Origin of the sequence: Vibrio sp. HENC-03, from assembly GCF_000305755.2 — a bacterium.
In the GTDB taxonomy this organism is placed as follows: domain Bacteria; phylum Pseudomonadota; class Gammaproteobacteria; order Enterobacterales; family Vibrionaceae; genus Vibrio; species Vibrio owensii.
On sequence record NZ_JH976125.1, the window covers coordinates 217,564 to 243,029 of the forward strand.

23 protein-coding genes are annotated in these 25,466 nt (G+C 45.4%); 10 read left to right on the top strand and 13 right to left on the bottom strand.

Going from position 1 to position 25,466, the window contains the following annotated elements:
* Positions 1-49 precede the first annotated feature (49 nt).
* The 6 genes from pyrF to cmk all read right to left on the bottom strand — a co-directional run bounded on the left by pyrF (position 50) and on the right by cmk (position 5,422).
* Entirely contained in the window at positions 50-751 is a 702-nt protein-coding gene (pyrF, locus tag VCHENC03_RS07555; RefSeq protein WP_009707008.1) for an orotidine-5'-phosphate decarboxylase, read from the bottom strand.
* Positions 752-834: 83 nt separating this feature from the next.
* Positions 835-2,010 carry a lipopolysaccharide assembly protein LapB gene (lapB, locus tag VCHENC03_RS07550; protein ID WP_005438965.1) on the bottom strand — a complete coding sequence of 392 codons (1,176 nt, stop codon included), beginning with the start codon at positions 2,008-2,010 and terminating at the stop codon, positions 835-837.
* Between the two features lie 18 nt (positions 2,011-2,028).
* On the bottom strand, positions 2,029-2,322 hold the full coding sequence (locus tag VCHENC03_RS07545; RefSeq protein ID WP_009707009.1) for a lipopolysaccharide assembly protein LapA domain-containing protein: 294 nt from the start codon (positions 2,320-2,322) through the stop codon (positions 2,029-2,031).
* A 140-nt stretch (positions 2,323-2,462) separates the two neighbouring features.
* On the bottom strand, positions 2,463-2,747 hold the full coding sequence (ihfB, locus tag VCHENC03_RS07540; RefSeq protein ID WP_005438967.1) for an integration host factor subunit beta: 285 nt from the start codon (positions 2,745-2,747) through the stop codon (positions 2,463-2,465).
* 213 nt (positions 2,748-2,960) lie between these two features.
* Positions 2,961-4,631, bottom strand: a complete 1,671-nt coding sequence (rpsA, locus tag VCHENC03_RS07535) for a 30S ribosomal protein S1 (protein ID WP_005438969.1) — start codon at positions 4,629-4,631, stop codon at positions 2,961-2,963.
* Positions 4,632-4,741: 110 nt separating this feature from the next.
* A complete protein-coding gene (cmk, locus tag VCHENC03_RS07530; protein WP_005438973.1) occupies positions 4,742-5,422 on the bottom strand; it encodes a (d)CMP kinase in 681 nt (226 codons plus the stop codon).
* 293 nt (positions 5,423-5,715) lie between these two features.
* On the opposite strand from cmk, the gene VCHENC03_RS07525 reads away from it, so the two are divergent.
* Positions 5,716-6,759 (top strand): polysaccharide lyase family 7 protein, encoded by a 1,044-nt coding sequence (locus VCHENC03_RS07525; protein WP_009707010.1) that lies wholly within the window; start codon positions 5,716-5,718, stop codon positions 6,757-6,759.
* An 83-nt stretch (positions 6,760-6,842) separates the two neighbouring features.
* Here VCHENC03_RS07525 and sohB read toward each other — a convergent pair whose 3' ends face one another.
* Positions 6,843-7,904, bottom strand: a complete 1,062-nt coding sequence (sohB, locus tag VCHENC03_RS07520) for a protease SohB (protein ID WP_005439550.1) — start codon at positions 7,902-7,904, stop codon at positions 6,843-6,845.
* Positions 7,905-8,178: 274 nt separating this feature from the next.
* On the opposite strand from sohB, the gene VCHENC03_RS07515 reads away from it, so the two are divergent.
* From VCHENC03_RS07515 to VCHENC03_RS07500, 4 genes are all read left to right on the top strand, one after another.
* Positions 8,179-8,925: a YciK family oxidoreductase gene (locus VCHENC03_RS07515; RefSeq protein ID WP_005439551.1), complete on the top strand. Its 747-nt coding sequence runs from the start codon at positions 8,179-8,181 to the stop codon at positions 8,923-8,925.
* A gap of 130 nt (positions 8,926-9,055) precedes the next feature.
* The gene (gene imuA, locus VCHENC03_RS07510) at positions 9,056-9,748 is read left to right on the top strand and encodes a translesion DNA synthesis-associated protein ImuA (protein WP_009707012.1); all 693 of its coding nucleotides are present in this window, start codon (positions 9,056-9,058) and stop codon (positions 9,746-9,748) included.
* A 4-nt stretch (positions 9,749-9,752) separates the two neighbouring features.
* Entirely contained in the window at positions 9,753-11,156 is a 1,404-nt protein-coding gene (locus VCHENC03_RS07505; RefSeq protein ID WP_009707013.1) for a Y-family DNA polymerase, read from the top strand.
* A 27-nt stretch (positions 11,157-11,183) separates the two neighbouring features.
* Positions 11,184-14,258: an error-prone DNA polymerase gene (locus VCHENC03_RS07500; RefSeq protein ID WP_009707014.1), complete on the top strand. Its 3,075-nt coding sequence runs from the start codon at positions 11,184-11,186 to the stop codon at positions 14,256-14,258.
* A 316-nt stretch (positions 14,259-14,574) separates the two neighbouring features.
* On the opposite strand, the gene VCHENC03_RS07495 is transcribed toward VCHENC03_RS07500, so the two are convergent.
* Together VCHENC03_RS07495 and mlc are read right to left on the bottom strand one after the other, a co-directional pair.
* A complete protein-coding gene (locus tag VCHENC03_RS07495) occupies positions 14,575-15,531 on the bottom strand; it encodes a chemotaxis protein CheV (protein ID WP_005439567.1) in 957 nt (318 codons plus the stop codon).
* A 231-nt stretch (positions 15,532-15,762) separates the two neighbouring features.
* Entirely contained in the window at positions 15,763-16,980 is a 1,218-nt protein-coding gene (gene mlc, locus VCHENC03_RS07490) for a sugar metabolism global transcriptional regulator Mlc (RefSeq protein ID WP_009707015.1), read from the bottom strand.
* 319 nt (positions 16,981-17,299) lie between these two features.
* Here mlc and pyk point away from each other — a divergent pair, with 319 nt between their 5' ends.
* Positions 17,300-18,742 carry a pyruvate kinase gene (gene pyk / locus VCHENC03_RS07485; RefSeq protein WP_009707016.1) on the top strand — a complete coding sequence of 481 codons (1,443 nt, stop codon included), beginning with the start codon at positions 17,300-17,302 and terminating at the stop codon, positions 18,740-18,742.
* 67 nt (positions 18,743-18,809) lie between these two features.
* Here pyk and VCHENC03_RS07480 read toward each other — a convergent pair whose 3' ends face one another.
* Together VCHENC03_RS07480 and cydH are read right to left on the bottom strand one after the other, a co-directional pair.
* Positions 18,810-19,955, bottom strand: a complete 1,146-nt coding sequence (locus VCHENC03_RS07480; protein WP_009707017.1) for a patatin-like phospholipase family protein — start codon at positions 19,953-19,955, stop codon at positions 18,810-18,812.
* An 18-nt stretch (positions 19,956-19,973) separates the two neighbouring features.
* Complete coding sequence (gene cydH / locus VCHENC03_RS27460) at positions 19,974-20,066, bottom strand: cytochrome bd-I oxidase subunit CydH (RefSeq protein WP_005444835.1); 93 nt, start codon at positions 20,064-20,066, stop codon at positions 19,974-19,976.
* 127 nt (positions 20,067-20,193) lie between these two features.
* Here cydH and VCHENC03_RS07475 point away from each other — a divergent pair, with 127 nt between their 5' ends.
* From VCHENC03_RS07475 to VCHENC03_RS27465, 3 genes are all read left to right on the top strand, one after another.
* Positions 20,194-20,784 carry an outer membrane beta-barrel protein gene (locus VCHENC03_RS07475; RefSeq protein ID WP_009707019.1) on the top strand — a complete coding sequence of 197 codons (591 nt, stop codon included), beginning with the start codon at positions 20,194-20,196 and terminating at the stop codon, positions 20,782-20,784.
* 481 nt (positions 20,785-21,265) lie between these two features.
* Positions 21,266-22,726 (top strand): sodium-dependent transporter, encoded by a 1,461-nt coding sequence (locus tag VCHENC03_RS07470; RefSeq protein ID WP_009707020.1) that lies wholly within the window; start codon positions 21,266-21,268, stop codon positions 22,724-22,726.
* On the top strand, positions 22,726-22,824 hold the full coding sequence (locus VCHENC03_RS27465; protein ID WP_152618770.1) for a MetS family NSS transporter small subunit: 99 nt from the start codon (positions 22,726-22,728) through the stop codon (positions 22,822-22,824). Before VCHENC03_RS07470 ends, VCHENC03_RS27465 begins: the two co-directional genes overlap by 1 nt.
* A 68-nt stretch (positions 22,825-22,892) precedes the next feature.
* Here VCHENC03_RS27465 and VCHENC03_RS07465 read toward each other — a convergent pair whose 3' ends face one another.
* Complete coding sequence (locus tag VCHENC03_RS07465) at positions 22,893-23,264, bottom strand: hypothetical protein (RefSeq protein ID WP_020196402.1); 372 nt, start codon at positions 23,262-23,264, stop codon at positions 22,893-22,895.
* A 106-nt stretch (positions 23,265-23,370) separates the two neighbouring features.
* Here VCHENC03_RS07465 and VCHENC03_RS27470 point away from each other — a divergent pair, with 106 nt between their 5' ends.
* The gene (locus tag VCHENC03_RS27470; RefSeq protein WP_009707022.1) at positions 23,371-23,532 is read left to right on the top strand and encodes a hypothetical protein; all 162 of its coding nucleotides are present in this window, start codon (positions 23,371-23,373) and stop codon (positions 23,530-23,532) included.
* A gap of 79 nt (positions 23,533-23,611) precedes the next feature.
* On the opposite strand, the gene ptsG is transcribed toward VCHENC03_RS27470, so the two are convergent.
* A complete protein-coding gene (gene ptsG, locus VCHENC03_RS07460) occupies positions 23,612-25,042 on the bottom strand; it encodes a PTS glucose transporter subunit IIBC (RefSeq protein WP_005439576.1) in 1,431 nt (476 codons plus the stop codon).
* Between the last annotated feature and the right edge of the window lie 424 nt (positions 25,043-25,466).

Below are 25,466 nucleotides of genomic sequence, written 5' to 3' on the forward strand. Positions count from 1 at the left end.
AAGGCGAAGTGTTTACCACTTCACCTTTCGTTTTAGCCCCAAACTAGTCTTACATGTTCGCTAGGCTGTCGTTGATAGATTTAAGCACAGCCGCAGGATCTGTTGCTTGAGTAATTGGACGACCAATCACTAAGTAATCAGAACCTGCTTGAATTGCATCGACTGGCGTCATGATACGGCGCTGGTCACCTTGTTCAGAACCTGCAGGGCGAATACCAGGTGTCACTAACTTGAACTCTTTACCTAATTCACTCTTAAGCAAAGAAGACTCTTGCGCTGAACACACCACGCCATCAAGGCCAGAGTTTTTAGTCAGCGTAGCTAGGCGAATCACTTGCTCTTGAGGCGCAACGTCCAAGCCAATACCAGCAAGGTCACTTTGCTCCATACTGGTCAATACCGTCACACCAATCAGCAACGGACGGTCTTTACCGTAAGGCTCAAGAATTTCACGTGATGCCGCCATCATGCGTTCACCACCACTCGCGTGCACGTTCACCATCCATACACCCAGTTCAGCCGCAGCGCGAACTGCTTTTGAACACGTATTCGGGATATCGTGAAACTTCAGGTCTAGAAATACAGAGAAACCACGTTGATGAAGCTCACGTACGAAATCAGGACCAAATAGCGTAAACATTTCCTTGCCTACTTTTAGGCGACATGACGCAGGATCAATTCTATCTACAAACGCAAGCGCATCTGCTTGGTTATCATAATCCAGTGCGACAATAACTTTTTGGTCGATCATTTCATCTCCTAACTGTTTTTGGTTCTTATTAAATAAAGGTCAAAAAAATGCAGCGGACAGAAACTCTGCCAGCTGCATTAAAACTATTCACCGTCCAATCCTCGGATTGGCTTGATCGTCCCCCACCCTTTACACGATGGACAATGCCAGTAAAGAGAATGGGTGGAGAAACCACATTTCCTGCATCGGTAATGCGGTTTAACTTTTAACTGTTCACCAACCATCGCTTGTAGCGTCGACAAGCTGTCTTTCGCACGGCCATCCTCTGCTTCAGCAATATGGTAATCGATAAGACGGTAGAAGCCTTTCATGGTTGGGTTTTTCAATAGTTGCTTGGTCAACAGCTCTTGTGCTGCCCCAACGCTCTCATGATGCGCGACAAGCTGCGCTAGCATCAATTCAGACGATACGCCCGCTTTCTTATCGATACACGCACGCAAGAATTCCACCAGCTCGTCTTCTTGGCCTAAGTGGTGATAACACTCTGCAATAGTCGGTAGAACATCACTAATGAAATCTTTATCTTGCTCAAGCACACCCGTCAGATATTTGATGGTGTGTTTGTAGTCTTCTGACTCAAGATAGATACGACCAAGCGCAATGCTTGCACGCACACATTTTGGATCTTCTGATAGTGCTTTTTTAAAGTGTTGAATCGCTTTACTGGTATTGCCATCGGCTTGGTCAAGCATGGCCAGCTCACACCAGAAGTGTGCAATATTGGCGCGAATACGAGTGCGCTTCTTACCCATCTTAGCCAGTTGGTTTGCGTAATGAATGGCTTTTTCCCACTCACGCGTTTGCTGGTAGATGGTGACAAGTTGCTGAAGTGCACTTTCACGGTGATCGGGCTCTTCCACCAATTGCTCAAAGATTTTCTCAGCACGATCTAAAAAGCCGGACGCCATGTAGTCCTTCGCGAGCTGTTGAAGCGCTAAGTTTTTCTGATCTAGAGTGAGCCCAGAACGGGAGATGAGGTTTTGGTGGATACGAATTGCACGGTCGACTTCACCACGAGAACGGAAAAGATTACCCAACGCTAGGTGTGTATCTATCGTTTCGTTGTCAACTTGGAGCAATTCAATAAAGTGGTCAACCGCCTTATCTGACTGATCAGATAAGAGCAGGTTAAGACCCGTCACATACTGACGGGATATTTGATGAGATTGCTTCTGCTTGTCTTGCTGAGCGCTGCGATGGCCCATGTACCAGCCATAAGCGGCGGCTATCGGCAATAACAAGAAGAGTAGTTCAAGCATTAAAGTTAAGCCTTATCCTTATGCCTGTTTTTCTACTGCTGGTTTTGCAGGTTTCTCTGCTTCAGCGGGCTCATACTTTTTAAGTTTCTTTTTCAGACGACGAACTTGAAGTTGAGTCTTAAATTGGATGCTAGCAAAGATAATCCATGCTAGACCAAAGCCAACCACGAATACCACACCCAATAGCGTTGATAGATGGAACTCGCCTTTCGCCAGAAGATAATTAAAGGTTACGATCTCTTGGTTTTGAGAACCTAAAGCCAGTGCAATTAAAAAGAGAGCTAAAACAGCAATGATTTTTATAATTTTCATGTTACATCACCCTTCGAGGAGTAAGTAGGTAAGATTATGCAGTAAAATGTTTCTTCAGACCATGTATATTACCAATAATCTAGTTATAAAAAAGCGGCATACACGAGAGTATGCCGCTTTTTCAAACTAATAAGAGAGCCTTAGCTATCGATATTTACACGCTCACGAAGCTCTTTACCTGGTTTGAAGTGAGGAACGTATTTACCTTCCAACTCCACTTTATCACCCGTTTTAGGGTTACGACCTACGCGAGGTTCGCGGTAATGAAGAGAAAAACTACCAAAGCCACGGATCTCGATACGATCACCGCTCTCTAGTGTAGAGGCCATGTGCTCTAAAATATCTTTTACAGCATCTTCTACCTCTTTCGCTGATAAATGTGTTTGCTCAGCGCAGAGTCTTTCAATCAGTTCAGACTTAGTCATAGTTGCCCTCTTTGAGTATCTTTATCACTCATTATAGTAAGTAATACTAATTCCAACAAACACTTGCTATCAATTCTAGACAAATTTTACACAAAATGCGCAATCAAAAAATGTCTTTTTTTAGCATAGTTTATCAACATTAGTATTACTACTCGGAAAGTAGCAAGCATAAAAAAGGAGCCTTGCGGCTCCTTTTTAGCTTAAGCGAGTAAATTATTCGCCTTTAGCAGCTTTGAAAGCGTCAGCCATTGCATTACCAAAAGCAGCTTCGTCTTGCTTGTTGATAGATGCCATTGCTTCTTGCTCTTCAGCTTCATCTTTAGCTTTGATAGATAGGTTGATTACGCGGTTCTTACGGTCTACACCTGTGAACTTAGCTTCAACAACATCACCAGCGCTTAGGATTAGAGAAGCATCTTCTACGCGATCGCGTGATACTTCAGAAGCACGGATGTAACCTTCAACGCCTTCTGCGATTTCAACTGTAGCGCCTTTAGCGTCAACAGCAGTTACAGTAGCGTTAACTAGAACACCTTTCTTGTTGTCAGCAACGTAAGCATTGAATGGGTCATTTTCCATTTGCTTAACGCCTAGAGAAATGCGCTCACGCTCAGCGTCTACTGCTAGAACAACTGCAGAGATCTCGTCGCCTTTCTTGTACTCACGTACAGCTTCTTCGCCAGCAACATTCCAAGAAATGTCAGATAGGTGAACTAGACCGTCGATGCCGCCTTCTAGACCGATGAAGATACCGAAGTCAGTGATAGACTTGATCTTACCAGTAACTTTGTCGCCTTTAGCTTGTGCTTCAGCGAATGACTGCCATGGGTTAGCTTTACACTGTTTCAGACCTAGAGAAATACGACGACGCTCTTCGTCGATCTCAAGAACCATAACCTCAACTTCGTCGCCAACATTAACAACTTTAGATGGGTGGATGTTCTTGTTAGTCCAATCCATTTCTGAAACGTGTACTAGACCTTCAACGCCTTCTTCGATTTCAACGAAGCAGCCGTAGTCAGTTAGGTTAGTTACGCGACCAGTTAGTTTGTGACCTTCTGGGTAACGCTTAGCGATTGCTACCCATGGATCTTCGCCTAGTTGCTTAAGACCTAGTGATACGCGAGTACGCTCACGGTCGAACTTAAGAACTTTAACTTGGATCTCGTCACCAACGTTAACGATTTCAGATGGGTGCTTAACGCGCTTCCAAGCCATATCAGTGATATGTAGAAGACCGTCAACGCCACCTAGGTCAACGAACGCACCGTAGTCAGTAAGGTTCTTAACGATACCTTTAACTTCAGAACCTTCTTGTAGAGTTTCTAGAAGCTCGTCACGCTCAACGCTGTTCTCAGATTCGATAACTGCGCGACGTGAAACAACTACGTTGTTACGTTTTTGGTCAAGTTTGATAACTTTGAACTCTAGCTCTTTGTTTTCTAGGTGAGCAGTGTCGCGGATTGGACGTACGTCTACTAGAGAGCCAGGAAGGAAAGCACGGATACCGTTTAGTTCAACAGTGAAACCGCCTTTAACTTTACCGTTGATGATACCAACAACAGTTTCAGCTTCTTCGTAAGCTTTCTCAAGAACGATCCAAGCTTCGTGACGCTTAGCTTTCTCACGAGAAAGTTGAGTTTCACCGAAACCATCTTCAACAGCGTCTAGAGCTACGTCTACTTCAGCGCCAACTTCAACTTCAAGTTCGCCAGCAGCGTTCTTGAACTGTTCAGCAGGGATAGCAGATTCAGACTTAAGACCAGCGTCAACAAGAACGAAACCGTTCTCGATAGCTACTACAGTACCTTTAACGATGCTGCCTTGTTGGAATTCTGTTTCGTTTAGAAACTCTTCAAAGAGTTGAGCAAAAGATTCAGTCATTTATTTAATCTTCAATAAATTAAACGTCCACGGGTATCCTACCGCATGGGGTTATTAAATTCGCCAGTCATCATCCTTGCGACCAACGCTCTTAGCCTAGCCGAGCGTAATTACTCAGCTAGCTTCGATTCGATATATTGTAGTGCCTTTTCTACTACTTCGTCGATAGTCATCGACGTAGAATCTAGCACAAGCGCATCCTCTGCAGGGCGTAGTGGCGCCACTGGGCGGTTACGATCTCGGTCGTCACGCTCTTGGATCTCGCTCAAAAGGTCAGCAAATCTAACATCTAACCCTTTATCTTGCAACTGTTTAAGGCGTCGATTTGCACGCTCTTCTGCGCTCGCATCAAGGAAAATTTTCGCTTGTGCATTTTGGAATACAACCGTACCCATGTCACGACCATCAGCAACCAGACCCGGAGCGGTCTCAAATGCGCGCTGACGACGCAATAATGCTTCACGAACGCGTGGCAGTGCAGCCACTTTAGACGCTGCCATCCCCGTCTCTTCTTTACGAAGTTCACCAGAGACATCTTCGCCTTCTAGAATCACTTTTACTAGGTCACCTTCAGCAACAAACTGAACGTCTAGGTGAGTAGCCAGTGGAACAAGCGCATCTTCTGACTCAGTGTCTACGCCGTGGTGAATCGCTGCGAGTGCAAGAACACGGTAAATGGCGCCAGAATCAAGAAGTTGAAAGCCTAACTTCTTCGCTAGCAACATACATAAAGTGCCTTTACCTGCACCACTAGGTCCATCTACGGTAACAACCGGAGTTTGAGAGGACATGTTTTTCTCCACGTTGATGTGCGAATTTCGGTACTTCCACCCAAATTCATTTCATTCTTAATTTTACGGTGCGGGAGTATATACCTAATAGTCTCAGGATACCATTTCTTTGCCCTCTCCCCGGTTCAGAATTTGCCGTTTTCTCTGTTCTGATTCTTTCTCTTTAAAGCGCAATACTAAATGACAAATTTTCTCTAAGTTTCATTTTTCCGACCCGATCACACATTAGTAATACAATATTATTGTATATTAAATCATCTTATCGACGACCCTATAAAAATTGAGAACACAATATGAAGAAATTAGCGCTTACTTTTCTTGCTGCCAGCATTGCCTCTGCGTCTGCTATGGCTGCAACTTCGTCTAATGAATTAGCGAGCAAATATCAGCTAGATCCGACAAAGGCTCCAGCTCAAAACTTTGATATGACGAATTGGAAAATTACCTTGCCTGAACTGACTAAAGAAGGTGAACGCAAAGGTAAAGCATTAGAAATAGCCAAAGATGAGTTGGGCAATACAGAAACCCCTTATGTTCACTCTGAGTGGTTCTATACCAACAAAGAAACAGGCGCCGTGGTTTTTGTTGCACCAAATGAAGCACCGACCACTCCTAATAGTAAGAACACTCGTAGTGAACTTCGTGCCATGCTGGCAACACACTACGGTGAGCCAAAAAACAACTTTGTCGTCGCTTCTCACCCAAATGCTGCTGAGTATGGTGCAATTGGTGGCGAGCTAAACGCGACCCTGTCTGTTGACCAAGTCAGTACAAGTGGCAACTACAAAAAGAATGGCGCATTCGCTGTCGTGATTGGCCAAATTCATGGCTCTGACAATGAGCCTTTAAAGATTTCTTACCGCAAACTGCCTGAACATGAATACGGCTCTCTTTCATGGAACTACGAGTTAAACCCAACCAAAGAACTTCAAGACGCGAAAGATGAAAATGGTAAGAAGCTTCGCCAAGACATCCGCCACAACGTATTCGGACAATACAACTTACGTAAAGGCGACGCAGACCCACAAGACGGCATCAAACTGGGTGAAATCTTCTCATACAGCGTCAACGTAGAAGGTAACATCATGCACCTGACTTTCACTAAGAACCCAGGTGAGAAAAATGAAGTCACTAAGACATTTGATGTGAATTTAGCAGAAGGCAAATACCAAGGTCATGAAGTAGACCAAGGCTATGGTAACGATTGGATGTATTACAAAGCCGGTGCTTACAACCAATGTAATACGAAGAAAAGCAGTTCAGACTGTGAATGGCGCGGCATGGAAGCGGGTGATTATGCTCAAGCAAGCTTCTATCAGTTAGAACTGAAACAATAACGGTTAGAGCTGAACTAATAACCCACCGCTGAAACAAAAAAACCAACTAAACAGTTGGTTTTTTTGTTGTTATTTCTTAAGCATTACACAATTGGCTTTTGACCACGTTCTGCAAGTTTAAGTACGACACTATCAGCCACTTTACTTGCAACACCGGCAAGCTTGTCTGCCAGTTTTTTCTTTTGCACGTAGTGCACTGCTAGTACGGTTTTCTCTTTGCATGCTGCGACAACTAGATCGTCGGAAGTGCTGATTTCATCTACCAGTCCTAGCTCTTTCGCTTGCGTACCAAACCAGTGCTCACCTGTTGCGACTTTCTCAAGTTCTAGTGCTGGGCGGCGTTCACTGATGAAGTCTTTGAACAGTACGTGTGTTTCTTCAAGTTCTTGTTTGAACTTATCGCGCGCTTTGTCGGTGTTCTCACCAAACATCGTTAGTGTGCGTTTGTACTCACCTGCTGTTAGCTGCTCATATTCGATATCGTGCTTTTTCAACAGTTTGTTGAAGTTAGGGATCTGCGCGATAACGCCGATAGAACCGACAATTGCAAACGGAGCTGAAACAATCTTGTCTGCCACACATGCCATCATGTAGCCGCCACTTGCAGCCACTTTGTCGACAGAAATCGTCAGAGGTAAACCAGCTGCTTTGATTCGGTCAAGTTGAGAAGATGCTAAGCCATAGCCATGAACCATGCCGCCACCAGACTCTAGACGAAGTAGCACTTCATCGCCTTCACGAGCTACTGCTAATACCGCAGTGATCTCTTCGCGTAGCGAACCCACTTCTTTTGCATCAATGCTGCCATTGAAGTCCAACACGAAAAGATGCGGTTCGCGCTTACTATCAAGAGAACCTTCTTTGCTCGCTTGTTTGATTTCTTTCTCGCGAGATTTGTTCTTTTCTTTTTCTTCCTTCTTAGCCGCTTTATCACGAGCTTTGATGAAAGCGTCATCGTGTAGGTGATGCTCTAATTGTTCGATTGCATCTTTGTGACGTTCAGAAAGATTAGTGACTTCCAATTCGCCCTTCGCAGCACCAGATTTACCACCCGCTGATTTTGCAATAATCAGCAGCACAACTACTGCCGCAACAACGGTGACAATCTTGGCTAAAAACAGACCGTAATCTAATAAAAATTCCAATGAGAGTTCCTCTATCTCATACCAGTAATAGTCATCAATATGTTACGTAGAAAAATCAGAGAGAAGGCAAGAAAATCGGTAACCTCTTGTTCTGATTGATGGCGTTCAAATAACATACCGGACAACCGTTCTGGAATTGGTATAACACATGAATTGGTGTATTGTAACCAACTTGTCACGATTACCAAGATTTTCCATTGAGAAACAGGCGCATTTCTACACTAAGATGGCGTCTGTTCGTCGGAATTAGATACAATAATAAGGATTAACTACCGTGAACTACTCCGTTTCAGCAGATGCCCTAAAAGGTAAAGTCATTCTTGTCACTGGTGCAGGCAATGGTATCGGTCGCCAAGCGGCACTTTCTTACGCTCAGCACGGTGCGACTGTGATTCTACTTGGTCGAAACGTTCAAAACCTTGAATCCATTTATGATGAAATCGAATCTGCAGGTTACCCTCAACCCGCGATCATTCCACTTGATCTGAAAGGCGCAACTAAGCAGCACTACATCGATATGGCAGAAACCATCGAAGGTCAGTTTGGTCGTTTGGATGGTCTGCTACACAACGCTGGCGTTTTAAGCACGCTGTGCCCGTTTGAGCAAATCAATGAAGAAGACTTCGACGACATCATGCAGATTAACGTGAAAGCAGAAGTTCTAATGACTCAAGCGCTACTGCCTATTATGCGTAATTCAGACGCAGGTCGTATTATCTTTACGTCTTCAACGGTGGGCCATTCAGGCCGCGCTTTCTGGGGTTCGTACGCCATCTCCAAATTTGCTGTAGAAGGTATGATGCAAGTATTGGCAGATGAACTTAGCGATACACCAATGCGTGTTAACGCGATTAACCCAGGTGCAACTCGTACTCGAATGCGTGAAAAAGCTTATCCAGGTGAAGATGCAAACACACTAAAAACACCACTGGATATCATGCCGCTTTACCTTCACTTGATGGACCCAGCGGTTACAGATGTAAACGGTCAGTGCATCGACGCTCAACCAAAGCGTAAGTAACCTCTTCAGGTCACCTCACATAATCGATTGAAAAGGCAGCAAACGCTGCCTTTTTTCGTATTTCTGCCTATAAAAATCTTGCGACTTTCCATCACAGAAATATACTGTACATATATACAGGTATTTATTTATGCAAGACATCATCCAACACTTAAAAAGCCAACACCTTGTTTGGCAAGCAAATTTGACCAAAGCGGACGAGCATCAGTTCCTTAATAGCTCAGGTTTCCCTGAACTCGACGCCCTGCTTGGCGGCGGCTTTCCTCCTCATGGCGTGGTGGAAATGGAATCTGTTGGCAGCATTGGCGAACTGCGCTTGCTTGCGCCTTATTTAGAAGCGTCTCTTTCGAGAGGGGTGACGGCATTCATTCAACCACCAGCGTTGATGAATTCATTGTTCCTACACAGCATTGGCTTGGACATCAACCAAGTATGGGTAATCACGCCTGAACATCAACGCGATGCGCTGTGGGCAGCAGAGCAATGCCTCAAGAGCGGCGTGTGTACCAACGTTTTGTTATGGCAAGATGAGCTAGAGATCCATCAGGTAAAACGTCTGCAAGTGGCGAGTGAGCAAGGCTCTTGCCCTCTGTTTATGCTCAAACCTAACATGACAAATCGCTTGTCTTTGCCAGTTTCATTGAGCCTGAAGCTACAAGGTCATGAGCAAGGTGTAAGTGTAGAAGTTCTCAAACGAAAAGGCGGTTGGAGCAAAGGTAGCGTCGATATCAACTTCCAGCACCACTATCCGCAACTGGTGATGCCAAGCACAACTCGTATTCCATCCACAGTGGTCAATTTCCCATTGGCGAACCAAGGTTAGTGACATGGCTTTGTGGATATACTTGCACTTCCCTCGTCTACAGTTAGATGCACTCTTTGGTGATAACCAAGAGCAGCCCGTGGTGATTGTAGAAAGCCAACGTTGTCGGATCATTCAATACAACGAGATTGCCGAGCAACAAGGCATTAAGCCAAATATGGGCTTGGGTAGCGCGGCTTCTTTGTGCCGAGATTTGCAAGTGCATCCTTATCATCCGCAAACCGAACTGAGCAAGTTACAAGAAATTGCTCAATGGCTGTATTTGATTACGTCTGATGTCGTCTTGATGCCAAGCCAAGGTATTCTGTTACGCGCAACCCCAATGCTTAATCTGTATGAAGGGCTACAAAACTATTGGACTAAAGTCAGCGCTCATTTATCGGAGCTGAAACTGAGTTTTCAATTCGGGTGTGGCTTTTCGCCTTTTTCGGCCAAATTGATGGCATTAGCAGGAGCGAACTTCATCAGTGAAGATAGGTCTGTCATGCAACAAGCCTTATCACCGCTGCCGCTCACATTAACGGATTTATCAAGCACCACCGTAGAGAAGCTACAACGTGTAGGTGTCACCACACTGCAAGGGTTACTTGAACTGCCACTGCAAGACATCGCGCGTCGATTCGACATTGATTTGGTGAACTATGTTGGTCGCCTGACAGGGCAATTTAAACATCCTGTCGACTTTTATCACCCAACCGAATCCTTCCAAGTCTATTTGGAACTGTTATTTGAGATTGAAAACGTCCAATGGGTGGAGAAGCCACTGGCTAAATTGCTTCGTCAACTCGAAACCTTTCTCAAGCTGCGCGATAAAGTCGCGTTTGAGCTGTGTTTAACCCTGCATCAGCGGGACAAACAAGCACAGCACCTTCAACTCACATCCGCGCAAGGCGATTACTTGTGCCAACGCTGGCAACAATTGGCGAGTTTGAGTTTGGAATCCGTCACGTTAAACGGTCCTGTTATTGGCCTGACGTTAAAAGTAGAGCGTCAAGGTGAACCTTTAAGCTCTGCACGCGATTTCTTTGCTGGGCAAAAAGGGCAAATGAACGCGTTAGAGTTGCTCTCTCTGCTGCAAGCTAAGTTGGGCAAAAGCGCGGTACTCAAACCTAATATAGCCTGCGATCCAAGGCCAGAGAAGGCCAGTCAATATCGCCAAGCCGATGAGCCGGATGTGCCGATTAACACCATCCCTGCACTGCTGCGCCCAGCGATGCAATTACCCGCCCCTATCGCGCTACAAGAGCAAGTATCTCTAGTGCATGGACCTGAGCGGATTGTCTCTGGATGGTGGGATGGTGACGAGATCATGCGTGATTACTACATTGCGCACACCAAGCAAGGTCGCTGGTTATGGGTGTTTCGCGATCAGCACAAGCGCTGGTTTCTCCATGGCTATTTTTGTTAAATCGACAGTTATTTTTGTTAGGTCGTTATGAGTTACGCAGAACTGTTTTGTCAGTCCAACTTCTCCTTTCTCACTGGCGCTTCTCATGCAGAAGAGTTGGTGCTGCAGGCGGCATTTTATCGCTATCAAGCCATTGCGATCACCGATGAGTGCTCAGTTGCAGGCGTAGTAAAAGCTCATGCGACCATCGAGCAACACAAACTCGACATCAAACAAATCGTCGGCAGCATGTTTTGGCTCAATGGCGAGTGCCAAGTCGTGCTGCTTTGCCCTTGCCGTAAAGCTTACGCTGAGCTGTGCCGTATCATCACCAATGCCAGACGACGCAGCGAGAAAGGCACTTATCAACTGTCGGAGTGGGATTTGATGTCGATTCGTCACTGCCTTGTGTTGTGGCTCCCGACTCATCAAGAGAATGACCATTATTGGGGGCGCTGGCTCCAGCAGCATCACGCTCATCGCTTATGGGTCGCGATTCAGCGTCATTTAGGTGGTGATGACGATGCTTACACCACACACTGTGAATTATTAGCAAACGAGTTCCAACTGCCGATTACCGCTTGTGGTGGCGTTTTGATGCATGCTGTTGAACGCTTACCGTTACAACATGTCCTGACAGCAGTAAAACACGGTTGTAGCGTTGATAAGCTCGGCTTTGGTCGTTTATCCAATGCCGAACGAGCATTGCGTCCATTGAACAAACTGTCTCGAATTTACAGACCCGAATGGTTGGCAGAAAGCACCCATATTGCGAGCTTGTGCGAATTCAACCTCTCAGATTTGAAATACGAATACCCGACAGAGCTCATCCCTGACGGTCACACTCCAACCTCTTATCTGCGTCTGTTGGTCGAGCGTGGTAAGAAACTGCGCTTCCCTGAAGGCGTACCCACAGACATTCATCAGACCATCGAGAATGAATTAACCCTCATTGAAGAGCTGGAATATCATTATTACTTTCTGACCATTCACGACATTGTAATGTTCGCTAAGCAGCAAGGCATTCTCTATCAAGGACGAGGCTCTGCGGCAAACTCGGTAGTGTGTTACTGCTTAGAAATCACCGCTGTCGATCCTAGGCAAATCTCGGTTCTATTCGAACGCTTTATTAGTCGAGAGCGAAAAGAGCCGCCAGACATTGATGTCGACTTTGAACACGAGCGCCGTGAGGAAGTGATTCAATATATTTACAAAAAGTATGGCCGCGAGCGTGCCGCTTTGGCAGCCACCGTGATCAGCTATCGCTTTAAAAGTGCCGTGCGTGAAGTGGGCAAAGCGTTGGGGATTGAAGAAACTCAGCTAGACTTCTTCATCAAAAACGTCAATCGCCGTGATCGTAGCCAAGGTTGGCAAGCGCAAATCATCGAATTGGGGTTACAACCAGAGTCGTTAAAAGGGCAGCAGTTTATCCAGTTGGTGAACGAGATCATCGGATTCCCGCGCCATTTATCTCAGCATGTAGGCGGCTTTGTGATTTCATCTGGCCCTTTGTATGAACTGGTGCCTGTCGAGAATGCTTCGATGGAAGATCGCACGATTATTCAATGGGATAAAGATGATTTAGAAAGCTTAAAGCTGTTGAAAGTCGATGTACTTGCACTCGGCATGTTGAACGCGATCCGTAAATGCTTTCAATTGGTCGAGAAGCACCACCAGCGATCCCTGTCGATTGCTGAGATCACGCGCCTGCAAGACGATCCGCACGTATACCGCATGATCCAAAAAGCCGATACCGTTGGCGTATTCCAAATTGAGTCTCGCGCGCAGATGAGCATGTTGCCACGCTTAAAGCCTGCACGTTACTACGACTTAGTCGTACAGATTGCTATTGTTCGCCCGGGCCCAATTCAAGGTGATATGGTCCATCCGTTTCTAAAACGACGAAATGGTGAAGAACCGATCAGCTATCCATCGGAAGAAGTGAAAAGCGTACTAGAGCGCACTATGGGCGTGCCGATTTTCCAAGAGCAAGTGATCAAACTCGCGATGGTCGCCGCAGGGTTCAGTGGTGGTGAAGCCGATCAACTGCGCCGTGCAATGGCAGCATGGAAGAAGAACGGCGATCTTGCCAAGTTCAAACCTAAGTTGATCGACGGGATGCGTGAGCGTGGTTATGACTTAGAATTTGCGGAGCGAATCTTCGATCAAATCTGCGGTTTTGGCGAATACGGTTTTCCAGAAAGCCACTCAGCCTCTTTCGCAGTATTGGCTTACTGTTCTGCATGGTTGAAGTTTTACTATCCTGCTGAGTTCTATACTGCCCTACTCAATAGTCAGCCAATGGGGTTTTATAGCCCTTCGCAATTGATTCAAGATGCGCGCCGACACGGTGTCGAAGTGCTGCCTGTTTGTATCAACCACTCGTCGTATCAGCATCATTTGGTCCAACGTCCTAATGGCCGTCTTGGGGTACAACTGGGCTTTCGTTTAGTAAAGGGCTTTAATCAAGAAAGCGCTTCTCGGCTGATCGAACGCCGACCAAACAATGGCTATCGTACTATTCAAGAGGTGAAGCAGATCTTAAGAAACCGCCGTGATATTGAACTGCTCGCTTCTGCCAATGCGTTTCAGATCCTTTCAGGCAATCGCTATAACGCTCGATGGGCTGCGATGGATTCGTTATCAGATTTGCCCTTGTTCAACCACATGGAAGAACCAATGGCGAATTACCAAGCTCAACCATCGGAATACGAGAACTTGATTGAAGATTACGCCAGTACCGGGTTGTCACTGAGTCGCCACCCGATAACCTTGCTAGAAGAAGCCGGTAAGTTACCGCGCTTTACTCGGATGAAGCAGTTAGTTGAAAAGGAGCACAAATCTTTAGTGACGGTCGTTGGTGTCGTAACAGGTAGGCAATCTCCAGGCACCGCAGCAGGTGTGACTTTTTTCACTTTAGAAGACGATACGGGCAATATTAATGTGGTGGTCTGGCGAGCAACCGCCCGCGCTCAAAAGCAAGCGTATCTCACATCAAAAGTCTTGATGGTCAAAGGGATTTTAGAAAGAGAAGGAGAAGTGACACATATAATTGCAGGGAAGCTCATCGATTGTACACACAACCTTGCTGAGCTAAAAAGTAAGTCGCGCGACTTCCATTAAATCATCATATTTTGGGGGCTGGAAAACACATTTCGCCGAAAAAAGTAAAGGGAGGTAAACCCTCCCTTTTTCGATTCTGCTGAATTAATCCTCAGCCATCGTTTCCGTACGCTTACTCTTGTATTTCCTATACAGTAACAAGGATAAAGTCATAATGACTTTAGATGTTAGCCATATCATTAAACGGAAGTACCCTAGGTTAATAGGTGAAAAGTGACGTGATATACCTACATATTTCATTGTCAGAAATATGTAAAATAGTATAGCAATCGCAGTTCAATTAATCACCTACCCTTATGGATTAATTCTTCGCCGATTAATTAACACCCGTATATAAAACTTGACGCATTCTATCTTGTGAAACTTCGACGAGAAGGTCCGGTTGGAACTTAGAAATAAAGCGGTCGCAGCCCACTTTCTGCACCATGGCCTCGTTGAAACTACCACTTAAGGAGGTGTTCAGCGTAATGAACAGTTTGGACATTCGAGGATCAGAGCGCACTTCATGCGTCAGCCTATAACCGTCCATTTCGGGCATCTCTGCATCCGTGATCATCATCAGCAGTTCTTTCTCGACGTCTTTACCTTCATCACACCAACGTTTAAGGACCGTTAATGCTTCTAGACCATCGCGGCATTCAATGATGTTCAAACCAAGCTGAGACAAGGTGTCTTTCACCTGATTACGGGCCGTTGAAGAATCATCAACAATCAGAACATTACGACCAATCATGGCTTGCGCTAGCTCTTGATCTAAAATGCCATCAGAAATGGTGACGTCGTAATGGACGATTTCTGCCAACACTTTCTCTACATCAATGATTTCAACGATTTGTGATGAATCACCGTCCTTCACTTGCGTGATTGCTGTTAGGTAGTTAGAGCGGCCAGATGTCGATGGCGGCGGCTGAATCTCTGTCCAAGCGGTATTAATGATATTGCGCACGGGCCCGACAAGAAAACCCTGAATAGAGCGGTTGTATTCGGTGATGATCAAATTTTCTTCTTCTGCTTCGCCACGCAGTGGTGGGAAACCAATCGAGCAACGCAGATCAATCACAGGCACGGCTTCGCCGCGCAAAGACGCTACACCACGGATGTTGTAATGAGAGCCCGGGAGTTTAGTCAGTGGAGGCAACTTAATCACCTCTTTCACTTTAAAAACGTTAATCGCAAACAATTGGCGACTATTCAGCGTGAACAGCAAAAGCTCCAGTCGGTTTTCACCTACTAGATTCGTACGCTGATCAACCGTATTTAACACTCCGGACATACCACTACCTAACTTTGAACGACAACCTATCACTCTTTACAGAAAACCGTGTTGAAACAACAAAGTAAACCTTTTGTATGAGTGCTCTACATTACTTACGAAAATTACATTAATGCTATAGATATAGCAATGAAACAGCGCCCAGATTGGCGTTTTCGGCACTGAGAAGATCAAAAAAGGGCGAACTGTAACGTTCACCCTTTTCTTCAAGTTGAGTTGATGCAGGAAAGATTAACCTTCAATCACCTTCATCAACAGTTGTCCATCGTATAGCGCCTGCTTCACTAGCGCAGCGCCCGGCATCGTCGCTTGCTTATAAAAACGAGATTCCACCAGCTCAAGGTCTTGATGATAAACAGGTAAACTTTGCTCTTCGATACAACGACGAATCGCAGGATAAAGCACATCTTTCGCTTGGTTGATTACCCCACCAATCAAGATTTTCTCTGGGTTGAATAGGTTAATCACAATCGCAATCGCAGAGCCTAAATAGCGACCCAGTTTCTCAATCACATCAACCGCAAGAGGATCACCATTCGCCGCCGCTTCACAGATGCTCTCGATGCTCATTTCTTCGTGCTCAGCAAGAATAGAAGCTTCACCGTTAGCAATACGAGTAACCACCTCTTCGCGGATTGCCTGCGAACTCGCCACCGTTTCAAGACAACCAATGTTGCCACAATGACAGCGCTTTCCGTTTGGATCGATTTGGATATGGCCAAGTTCGCCGATGTTACCGTGACGACCTTGCAGCACGCGACCATCTAAGATGATACCCGCACCTAAACCGTGGTGGATGGAGATAAGTACCGAGTTATCGTTCTCTTGAGAATGTCCGAACAGCTTTTCTGCCAGTGCCCAAGCACGCGTATCGTTGGCAATAAAGACAGGTAAGCCCGTTGCTTTGTAGATTTCTGGGCCTAACGCCAAGTTCTCAACATTGTAATGCGGCATTTGCAATACGATGCCCTGCTCTGAGTTCACTAGGCCAGGCAAAGTAATCGCAATACTGGTGACACGATCGAGTTGATCAGCGTAGGTTTGGAAGAATTCATCAATTTCGTAGAGTAAGCGTTCAAGCACGTCGTCTTGGTCGCGTTCATGGATATCGATTTTGGTATCGATAAGAACATCACCGCCAAGCTCGTGCAGTGCGATGGTCAAGTAACCTCGCCCTAAGCGCATCGACAAGAATTGCCAACCTTCATTATTGACCTGTAAACCCACTGCAGGACGGCCACGGCTCGTCGCTTCCTGAACAGTAGTTTCATGAATCAGATGGGCTTCAATCAACTCTCGAGTGATCTTAGTGATACTCGCAGGCGCAAGCTCACTTTGCTTGGACAAATCGATTCGAGATATTGGACCCTTCAGGTCAATTAGTTTGTATACACGACCAGCATTGACCTGTTTGATATGATCAATATGGCCCGGTTGAGCCATGTACATCTTGCACTCCGAAATTCTATAACGGGATAATTTTTTTACTTTGCGAAGTAATTGTGAAGTGAATTGATAAATCCCCGTGACAAGCATCACGTATAAACATGTTTGTTTGTGTATTCAATCAAATAACCAGAAATCTACTCCTGTTAAATTGTTTGAAAAATAACTTATTTTATTCATCAAATTAGGTAACAAAGCCTGCGCCTTAATGTTTTTTCAGCACTTTGACCTAAATGCGAACAATCTGCGCATACTGTGCATATACTTAGCGAGAATAGAATTCGAGTTATCTAGTCCTACACCTGCATTCTTCGGAGAATCTATGACTTCCATATTAAGAAGAACAAAAATTGTCACAACGCTTGGCCCATCAACCGATAAAGACAATGTCCTTGAGGAGATAATCAAAGCTGGAGCAAACGTCGTTCGTATGAACTTCTCACACGGTACCAGCGATGACCACGTTCAACGTGCAGAAAAAGTAAGAGCTATCGCGGCGAAGCTTGGTCGCCAAGTGGCGATACTTGGTGACTTACAAGGTCCAAAAATTCGCGTTTCCACCTTCAAAGACGGCAAAATTCATCTCAACGTCGGCGATAAATTTACGCTAGACAGCGACCTACCAAAAGGCGAAGGCGATCAAGACTCCGTTGGCTTAGATTACAAAGAGCTCCCACAAGACGTCTCTCCTAATGACATCTTGCTGCTTGACGATGGTCGCGTGCAATTGCAAGTGACTAGCGTTGAAGGCAACAAAGTCCACACCCGAGTAACGGTCGGTGGCCCTCTTTCCAACAACAAAGGCATCAACAAAAAAGGCGGCGGCCTATCTGCGGATGCACTTACTGAAAAAGACAAAGCAGACATCCTCACCGCTGCCAAAATCAAAGTCGATTACCTCGCTATCTCATTCCCTCGCAATGGCGAAGATATGCATTACGCTCGTCGTTTGGCGCGAGACGCAGGTCTTGAAGCGAAACTCGTGGCAAAAGTGGAGCGTGCTGAAACCGTCGCTACCACAGAATCCATTGATGACATCATCTTAGCGTCTGACGTTGTTATGGTTGCTCGTGGCGACTTGGGTGTAGAAATTGGTGACCCAGAGCTTATCGGTGTACAGAAGAAGCTGATTCGCCGTGCTCGCAGCTTAAACCGTATCGTGATTACTGCGACCCAAATGATGGAATCGATGATGGCTGCGCCAATGCCAACTCGTGCGGAAGTCATGGACGTAGCAAACGCTGTCCTAGACGGCACGGATGCAGTGATGCTCTCCGGTGAAACTGCTGCGGGTCTATACCCAGTGGAAACCGTGAAGTCCATGGCGGAAGTGTGTATAGGTGCAGAGAAGATGTCGGAAGCAAGCCTGTCGACTTACCGATTGGACCGCACCTTCGCAACCGCTGAAGAGACCATAGCGATGTCGACCATGTATGCAGCCAACCATATGGAGGGCGTGAAAGCGATGGTTTCTCTGACCGAATCCGGCCGAACCGCTTTGATGATGTCTCGCTTAAGCTCTGGTTTGCCTATTTTCGCACTGTCGCGTAATGAATCAACGCTAAACCGTGCAGCACTATACCGTGGTGTTACTCCCGTATTCTTTGACTCCAAAGGTGGTGCTGGATTAACGACGGCTCATGCTGCGATCGTGACATTGAAAGAGCAAGGGTTACTGGATGAAGGAGACTTGGTGATCTTCACTCAAGGTGATGTGATGGATGTAGTAGGTTCAACCAACTGCATGCGTATTTTGTCCGCTTAGTACCTTCCCAAAAAACCATAAAGGCTCCACACGGAGCCTTTTCTATTTTCAGATATTTGATTTCAATTTAAGCCGTTTCTCGACCATCTATGTTCAATTTGTCATAGAGTTGAATCAAATTAAAACCCGTTTGCAGACCAAGTTGATAATCGTGCTCTAACGCTTCTGGATCGCTCAACAAAGACGATGACTGTAACTCTTCTTTCGGGGCCAATTGCAGAATAAAGGTGTCGTCGGGCGGAGCGGTTAAGAACGCTTGTGTCAATTCGAAGGTTTGGTAGTGAATCATCAACATGTCAGCCAAGCCAGAATCGAAGTTTTCACCAATCAGGTGGCTCAAGCGATAAAGATTATCCGCCCCAAACAACCAGCGTCCACCATTGAGCAGCTTTCTACCAGACAATTTCGACTGATGAGCCGCATTAATTTTCTGCTGCAAGAAGCTACTCCAATCCTCTTTCCATTGGTGAACCTTGTGTTGCCAAGACTCTTGCACAGAGTTAATAGACTCGCGGTACCATTTGATACCCTCTTCACCAATCTCGGCTTGTACTTTGGCTTCTGCCTCAGAGAAAGGCTCCGTACGAATCACGATGATATTACGCGCATTCTTTCTCCATGCTTCTTGCACTGGAATCGAGGCTGAGACCCCGCCATCAACATAAGGATACCCATTTACATCTACTGGTCCCAGATACAATTTAGGGATCGCGCAAGTGGCAACCATGGTATTGACCCAGTCGCCACCGAGTATCGGTAAGTATTGATCAGAAAGAGTATCGACATTTGTCACCGCAGCAAACGCGCCACGGGCACCTAGCGCAGTTTTCCCCATATCGAGGTCAAGTTTATAAGGGTAATCTTGAATGCGCTCTAAGGCCCATTCCAAGCCCAAATATTGCTTCTTGCGGATATAACGGAAAAGATTAAAGAATTCAGTGGAAGTAGTGAGATCCGTAATGAAAGCCTTGCCCATGCCATGTTGACGACAAAGGTAAGCACACAAATTCAGAGCTCCGGCTGATGTGCCATAGAATTCATCGAATGGATCGAAATTGGAAAGAAGGAATGCATCCAACACTCCAGCGGTAAAAATCCCTCTCTGCCCTCCTCCTTGTGCGACAAGGGCAGTTTTGCCATTTCTGTAGCGCTCATACATCTCAATGTCGAGCTCTGCATGGCGATCAGTGATAATACCGCTGTTGCGTGTCATAGGCGTATCGCCAATGCATTAAGCCGTAGTAATCGCAATGATGCCGAAAGAGAGTAAAACTGCGAATACTGTAACGACGATGAGTAGGGCTGATTTTAGATCGTGTTCCATAGACACCTCCTTTAGTTGTAACAAATTAATAACACCAGTGTGAATTATGTTCAAGAATTGCCTAATTTAGTCGCACGATTTTGGCTAAGGCATCACAATTAGCTTAGTCATAATAAGGAGATAGCAAATGAACTATAAAATTGGCTGGCTAGTTGGGAGTGTATTATTGAGCTGTTCTATGGCTGCTCAAGCGACGGTTATCGTCACGCCCTATGTCGGCTTTACAGGAGGCGGTAAAGTAGAGGATGAGAACGACCGCACCTACGATTTAGACCCTTCAATCAATTATGCTTTGTCAGTTGAAACCCCTTTTGAGATGGGGCGCATCGGCTTTTTCTATTCCAACCAGTCGTCAGAATTGCAAGACATTAATAACTCTGCAGACATTCACTATCTTCAATTTCAAAGCAGCATTTACTACCCTCTCGCTCAAGGGTGGCAAACCTACGTTGGATTGGGCATAGGTGCGTCATACGCCGACGTAGACTGGGTAAATGACAAATATGGCTTTTCTGGTAGTGCATTCGCCGGCCTTGAGTACGAATTCTCGAAAACCTTTGCAATGACCGCGCAAATCCGTTGGTTAGGCACAGTTGTAGACAACGACACCTCAGGTGCTTGCGTCGTACCAACGGACGGTTCGTCTTGCATCATCAAGTTTGAAACCGACTGGATGAACCAATTCCAATCCAACATTGGCTTTCGTTTCCGTTTCTAACGACTTTCACTTCTAATGTGTCGTTTTAACGAAATATTCTCTATTGGGTGTGTCTAACACAGAGATACACCCTAATAGCCAAAAAGAGTTTATTTGACCAAGATCACATCGACCATACAGTCATTTATTTCAAAACCTACCTAACTTTACCGATCAGATAGCCTACCAAATCACTAATTAACAATATTTAAACCAGATAAAATATCGACATTAACATTTAGAATCTATTGCGCTAAATAATGTAAAAAGTTAGTCTGAACACAGAAAGCAGAAGAATATTTCAGCTTTTGCAAACACACATCAAAATTTAAAGCATTTAATTCTATTTCTTGTTAGGTAACACAAAGCAAAACACCAGAATTTTATAACAGTACCGAACATCGAGCAGAAAACTGACGGATAACAGTTGCTCTTTGCTCTACTGGTGTTGCACGTTGCCGAGAAGAGCTTCATTCCTTAGGGAGTTGTACAGGAGTCAAATATGAAGCGAGAACAATGGGGATCCCGTGCGGGATTCATCTTAGCAGCAGTCGGTTCAGCCATCGGCTTGGGTAACATCTGGCGTTTCCCTTACATGGCCTATGAGAATGGCGGCGGTGCCTTCTTTATTCCTTATCTTTTCGCCATGATCACCGCAGGTATTCCATTCATGATCCTTGAGTTCAGTATGGGTCAAAAATACCGCGGTTCTGCACCAAAAACATTGGCAAAAATCCACGCGAAATTTGAATGGCTTGGTTGGTTCCAAGTTGGCGTTGCTGCCGTCATCGCCGTTTACTATGTTGCGGTTATTGGTTGGGCAATTTCTTACTTTGGGATGTCGTTCACTCAAAGTTGGGGGTCCGATACCAACGCCTTCTTCTTTAGTGAATACCTAAAACTTGGTGATAACTCTCCAACGGATTTAGGTAGCATTCAATGGAAGATCGCCGTATCTATGCTTATTGCTTGGGCAATTACCTATACTGCGATTGTGAGCGGTGTTAAATCAGGTATTGAACGCGCATCTAAGATCATGATGCCTATATTGTTCATTATGGTGATCTTCTTGATCGGTCGCATGATTTTCCTTCCTGGTGCGCTAGACGGTGTGAACTACATGTTCGAGCCAGACTTCAGCAAAATCTGGGACGTAAAAGTGTGGGCAGCGGCTTACGGTCAGATCTTCTTCACACTAAGTATCGGCTTTGCCATCATGCTGGCTTACTCGAGCTATCTGCCAGAGAAATCAGACATCACCAACAACGCCTTCATGACGGTATTGATCAACTGTGGCTTCTCTATCCTTGCCGGTATCATGATTTTCTCGGTGTTGGGTTATATGGCTCAAGAACAAGGCAAACCGCTTACTGAGGTAGTCTCTGCGGGTGTGGGCTTGGCATTTGTGACGTTACCTGCCGCAATTAACCTACTACCAGCGCCATACATCCTTGGTCCTCTGTTCTTCTTTGCTTTGGTTGTTGCAGGCTTAAGCTCGCACATCTCAATCATGGAAGCGGTAACCTCAGCCGTTATCGACAAATTAAAATGGAGCCGTAAGAAAGCTGCAAACGTAGTGATTGGTATTGGATTTGTTGTCTCGATGGCATTCGCGACCAACGGCGGATTGCTTCTGCTGGACCTTGTCGACCACTTCGCAAACAACGTTGGTATTATGGTTGGCGGCCTTGTAGAAATCGTTCTGATGGCTTGGTTGTTGAAACAAGTACCTGAAGTTCGTAACTACGTAAACGAGCGCTCTGACTTCTCTATTGGTCAATGGTTCGAAATCTGTTTACGCTTTGTCACACCAATCATGTTAGCAGTTATCTTAGCAACCAAGCTGTACGCACTTCTAACAGAAGGTTACGGTGGCTACGACCTGACTCTAGGTTGGGTAATGATTGCCGCACTGTTTGTGTTTGGCGTATTGATTAACGTAGCGAGCAAGGAGAAAGCATAATGACTACAAGTGCAATCATCATGATGGTTATCGGACTTGGCCTCACTTGGGGTGGCGCTGCGGTATGCATCAAACGAGCAATGAATAAACAGCAGTAAAGCTAACTGCCAGCGAAATTAAGGCTCAAAAACAAAATGCCGGCTCAATGCCGGCATTTTTGTGTCTATTAGAAATTGTACTTGATACCAAGCGCCCCACCGATTTGCAGATCAGGCCCTTTGTAAAAGTCCACTTCAGGATGGATTTGCGCGTACAGATCCCAGCCTTTTGATAGATCCCAATTTAGACCTAGTGGGACACGAACACCGAATTCATCATCCCACTCGTACCAGCCACCAACACCGACATACCAAGTTAATGGCATGCTTTGATCAAATGTACCGCGCTTCGCTATGTAATCAAACGCCATACCATCGTTACCAATAATACCGCGGTACTTGTCATCAATTTCAACGACAACGCTGAGCTCTTGATCGACCGCCATACCAACAGAAAAATTCTTCGCTCCATCCGCCGCCATTACGGCACTTGGCAGCATTGTTGCCGCCAATAAAATTCGCTTTTTCACAACCTTCCCCCACTTAAAAAAACAGCGTGCATAATTCAAACATGATGTCATTTTGTTGTGTCAGTAATGAGTAAGAATGACGTACGAAAAAAGCCACAAACGTAAGGGTGAGCGTGAGATCACGGCTAAAACACCAAAAGTAAGTGTTAGTGAGAAAAAGATTGGAGATTGGAGATTGGAGATTGGAGATTGGAGATTGGAGATTGGAGATTGGAGATTGGAGATTGGAGAAGAATAAATACTGAGGGGTATGAGGGGGAAGATACAGAAAGCAAAAAAGGAGGCCGAAGCCCCCTTTTTCTTATGAATGACTGAGATTAGCCGTGGTTACGAATCCACTCATCCATTTCAGTTTTCAGGTTGTCAGACTTAGTACCGAAGATAGCCTGAACACCACCTGCTACAACTACAACACCAGCAGCGCCTAGTTGTTTTAGTTTGTCTTGGTCAACTGCAGCTGTGTCAGCTACTGCTACACGTAGACGAGTGATACATGCGTCTAGACCAGTGATGTTTGCTTTGCCGCCGAATGCTGCAACAAGCTCACCTGCCATGTCAGAACCAGAAGTTGCAACAGCTTCTTCAGATTCGTCTTCACGACCTGGAGTTTTAAGGTCAAGAGCAGTGATTACTGTGCGGAATACTACGTAGTAGATTACTGCGTAAACTAGACCAACAGCTACCATCAGACCCATCTTCTGAGCGTGGCCAGATAGAACTAGGAAGTCGATCAGACCGTGTGAGAATGATGTACCGTGTACGAAGCCTAGAGTGTTAGCAACAACGTATGCAGAACCAGCTAGTAGAGCGTGGATACCGTATAGTACTGGAGCAACGAATAGGAATGAGAATTCGATTGGCTCAGTAATACCTGTTAGGAATGAAGTCAGAGCAGCTGACGCCATGATACCCATTACTTTCGCGCGGTTTTCTGGTTTAGCACAGTGAGCAATAGCGATTGCTGCAGCTGGTAGACCGAACATCTTGAACATGTAACCACCCGCTAGCTGACCGAAGCCATTACCAGCAGCGCGAGAAGCATCATCTGCAACTAGGTAACAAGTTAGTACGCCGTTTTGAGTTTCACCAGCAGCGTTCACACAAGTACCTGCTTCGAAGAAGAATGGTACGTTCCATACGTGGTGTAGACCGAATGGGATTAGAGAACGCTCAACTACGCCGTAGATACCGAACGCAAGTTGTGGGTTTTGGTGCGCAGCCCAGTCAGAGAATGCAGAGATTGCACCGCCGATTGGTGGCCATACGATAGATAGTACAACACCTAGGATGATCGCAGCGAAACCAGTGATGATTGGCACAGCACGCTTACCAGCGAAGAAGCCAAGGTACTCTGGAAGTTGGATTTTGAAGAAACGGTTGAATGCCCAAGCAGCAACACCACCGACAAGGATACCACCTAGTACACCTGTATCGATTTTCTCAACGCCCATGATGCCAGCCATAACGCCAAGCGTTGCTGTCATGATGCCGTAACCAACGATTGCAGCAAGACCTGCTACACCGTCGTTGTTTGTGAAGCCAAGTGCTACACCAACAGCAAATAGAAGTGCCATTTGGCCGAATACTGAACCACCAGCTTGTTCCATTAGGTTAGAAACAACCTCAGGAATGAAGCTTAGGTGGGCAGCACCAACACCTAGTAGGATACCTGCGACTGGCAACACTGATACTGGTAGCATCAGAGCTTTACCAACTTTTTGCAGGTTTGCAAAAAGGTTCTTAAACATGTTTATGCTCCTGATAAATTATAAGTATTATTTGGGCACTAACGGCACACCCCCGTAGCCTAAATGTTAGCACCCAATGAAAATGTAACCACACGTTGCATTATATTTTCCGGCTCTAAATATATATTGATGGCCCTCAAACTTTCCACACAGTTACGAAATTTAGTTTCAAAACAAGCCGCAGATCACACCCAAAAACAGTAGATGAAAAGGTTTGCATTAAACTTATATTGCTGTTTTATAAAGACTTTATTATCAGCATAATTAATTTTAAGGCGTAAATAAAATAAAGACCGATGTTATTTTTAGTAACAAAATTACATTTGAGAGATTTGATTGCGGTTAAATCAACAAATTTAGTAAACATTAAACTAAATGATCTTTTTGGCGTATTTCTAAACAAAAAAGGGGCAATAGCCCCTTT